At 54.6% G+C, this 2,889-nt stretch carries 2 protein-coding genes; one reads left to right on the top strand and one right to left on the bottom strand.

Features of this window, described 5'->3' with window-relative positions; all coding sequences use genetic code 11:
• Nucleotides 1–162 precede the first annotated feature (162 nt).
• Nucleotides 163–1,776: an ABC transporter ATP-binding protein gene (locus DWY95_RS16690; RefSeq protein WP_118554332.1), complete on the top strand. Its 1,614-nt coding sequence runs from the start codon at nucleotides 163–165 to the stop codon at nucleotides 1,774–1,776.
• 291 nt (nucleotides 1,777–2,067) lie between these two features.
• On the opposite strand, the gene DWY95_RS16685 is transcribed toward DWY95_RS16690, so the two are convergent.
• On the bottom strand, nucleotides 2,068–2,889 hold an 822-nt coding region (locus DWY95_RS16685; RefSeq protein WP_243082896.1), incomplete at its 5' end, for a helix-turn-helix transcriptional regulator.

The raw sequence follows: 2,889 nt of genomic DNA, 5'->3' as shown, positions 1-2,889 counted from the left end.
GAAACGTTCCACTACTATTATCCCATGGGTGTCCATCCGCCGGGAGATTTGACGGTTACTTTATTCCTCATCCTGTGTGCTACAATTTGAATCAGAAAGAGCAAAGCACACAATCCACTGTTCATAGAGACAGATGGAACGATCACCGAAGAGGTGGAAATCATGAAGTATTATCTCAAAAAGTGCTGGCCCACTGTTACAGCGGCCTCCATCTGTATGGTTGTTGCCTATGGTTTGCAGGTCTGCACCAGTCTGGTACAGATTCAGATCACCCAGGGACTGCTGGACGGTGATCTGCGGGCTTTCACCATTCGGATCATTCTTCTTCTGCTGACCTGGCTGGCCGTGGTCCTTTGCCTGATTGCAGAGACCTTCTTCCAGGGCCGGGCCGTGCGCCGGATGAACAACGCTCTGCGCCGGGATATGGCAGCGGGCCTGTTGCACAAGACCCATCAGGAGTATCATAAGCAGGAGAGCGGCGAGTACCTCTCCCAGTTTACCAACGACGTGAACCAGATTGAGCAGATGGCCTGGACTCCGTTTTTCACCATCATGGGTTCTGCGGCACAGGTGGTGTTCGGCATCGTTGCACTGGCATCCATTCATTGGCTGCTTCTGGTGATTTCTCTGGTCATCGCATTGGTTATGATCTTCGTTCCTCGTCTGTTCAGCCAACGGTTGGGAACCGTTGGCACAGCCTGTGCCGCCAGCCAGGCTGACAGCGTCAGTAAAATCAAGGATCTGCTGGCAGGTTACGATGTGCTTCGCTTCTTTGGCAAGGATGAACGGTTTACCAGCGGAGTCGATGCAGCCAGCGACAGCATGGAGCAGGCCAAGTACAAACTGACCATCAACAAGGACGGCATCGGCTGTGGTCTGGCCTATGTCAGCGCCGTCTGCCAAGTGGCCGTTGTCATCCTGCTGGGTGTCCTGATCCTCAATGATATGATTCCTCTGGCCACCTTTATGGGCACCGGTACCATCTGCGCCGGCGTGTATAATGGACTGAACCAGGTGTCCAAACTTGCAGTGTCCTTCTCGGCCAGCAAGCCCTATTTCGATAAGATTACCATCCATGCCGGCGAGGCGCAGCTTCCTGATTTCGGTCTGCCTACCCTGCAGGAAGGCATTACGGTCAAGGATGTCTCTTTCGGCTACGATGAAAAGAAGCCGATCCTGGTCCACATGAACGCGGAATTCAAGAAAGGCGGCAAATACGCCCTCACCGGTCCCTCCGGCTGCGGCAAGAGCACCCTGCTGAAGATTCTTCTGGGCTGGCTGCCCGGCTACCAGGGCAAGGTCCTTTATGACGAGAGAGACGTGCGGGATTACACGCCCGAGCAGCTCCAGCAGAAAATGAGCTACATCGAACAGAATGTGTTCCTGTTCAATACCACCATCCGTGAGAACATTACCCTGGGTGAGCACTTTACCGACGAGCAGATGGAAAAGGCACTGCGTGACAGCGCCCTGGCAGGCGACCTTGCCAATATGCCCAAGGGTCTGGATACGCCGGTGGGCGAGGAAGGCAACGCCCTCTCGGGCGGCCAGAAGCAGCGCGTGGCCATCGCCCGTGCTCTGATCCATAACCGCAGCATCCTGCTGGTGGATGAGGGCACCAGCGCCCTGGACCAGAAGAACGCCGACATCGTGGAGAAGAGCCTGCTGTCCAACCCTGACCTGACCCTGATCCTGATTAGCCATCACCTGAGCGACGAACGTAAAGCCCAGTTCGATCATGTGTACGAGTTGACGCCCGCATCTTCTATTGTCTGAAACCGGGAAGCAACGCAATAGCCGGAAGAATCCAAAGAAACCGTGCCGGGGTTTCGTGGCACACGACTTTGTTTGCAAAGTCTAGTGTGTTACACCTTGGTTCCGGCTGATGCGGAAAAGGGACTGCGAGCAGCTCCGGCAAGCACCTATTCTGCGGCAGAAGGATGCGCGGATGGGGATGGCAGCTAATGGTTTCTGCCCACCCAGCGCAGGCTTGCAGAGGAACCAATGGTGTACATTCTCCCGTCCTGCCGTAGCAGCGTTTTTCCCTATAAGCCGCAAGGTAAATAATCAGCGTCTGTATTTGCCCCGCATCCCGGCCTTTGTGCGGTGCTTTAACATAGAGGATTTATTGAACACTCGCAGCAAGGTCATCTGTTCTTCTTTCGTCAGCTTGGAATAGTCGATGCCGATCTGTCCCATCAGGACATTCATCTTCTTTTCCAACGGAGAACCTTCAAACTTCTGTGCATTTTCAAGCTGCTTCCTCGCTTGCTCGACCGCTGCGCCGTCCGACGTGGTCTTATCGGTCCCATGTGCCGCTTTGATCTGCTTCAGGATCGCCGCCAGCTCATCATAGAGGATCTGCCCGAAATATTCGTCCTCGTTGATCTGCGCCGCCTTCAGCGTCCGCATGGTCAGGTCCTCTGCATCGGCATGGTATCGCTTTTCCAGTTCCTGCCGGGTGGCTTCCACCATGGCATTCATATCCCGGATGCGGTCACTGACCAGACCGTCCACACAGATCTCAAGGTCGGTCATCCACCGGGAAAAATCGGGATGTTCCAAAAGTTCACACAGCAGCCGATGATTGAAATTCCCATTCCTTAATACGTCCACTGCGCCATCGCTCAGATGCAAGTCCGAAAGGACTGCATCTGGGCGTTTTTTGTTTTCCGTCACGCCCAACAGGTAGTCCGTGGTCACGCCATAGAACTCAGCCAGCGTTGTCACCGCATAAATGCTGAGGTCGGTCACATCGTCACTCTCGTATTTCGACAATGCCGATTTGGACAGACCCGTCTGCTCTGCCAGCGTTTCCAGCTTCAGACTCCGCTCCACACGCAGGTCTTTGAGCCGTTCTCCCAGTGTCAGCTTGATGTTCATGGTCGC

The sequence above is a fragment of the Faecalibacterium sp. AF28-13AC genome, assembly GCF_003478405.1.
Taxonomy (GTDB): Bacteria; Bacillota; Clostridia; order Oscillospirales; family Ruminococcaceae; genus Faecalibacterium; species Faecalibacterium prausnitzii_E.
This window is presented reverse-complemented; position numbering and strand designations above follow the sequence as displayed.